This is a genomic window from Pseudomonas sp. SDO5522_S412 (assembly GCF_054071215.1).
In genome coordinates, this window is the sequence record NZ_JBSVWQ010000472.1 from 1 (window position 1) to 227 (window position 227).

Below are 227 nucleotides of genomic sequence, written 5' to 3' on the forward strand. Positions count from 1 at the left end.
TCTTGAGAAAGGCCAGCCACTCTTGATGCCGGTGCTGACGCTCGATGCTGCTGATCAATTTGCCCTGAAGATAATCCAATGCAGCGAATAACGTGACTGTGCCGTGGCGGGTGTAATCATGGGATTTGGTCTGGATATGACCGATGCCCAAAGGCAAGCCCGGCTGCGTGCGCTCCAAGGCTTGAACCTGGCTTTTTTCATCGCAACACAACACCACAGCCTTGTCC

At 53.7% G+C, this 227-nt stretch carries 1 pseudogene; it reads right to left on the bottom strand.

The annotated features are described in order from the left end of the window. Nucleotides 1–227, bottom strand: a pseudogene (locus ACW9I6_RS32485) (IS630 family transposase); the annotation flags it as partial.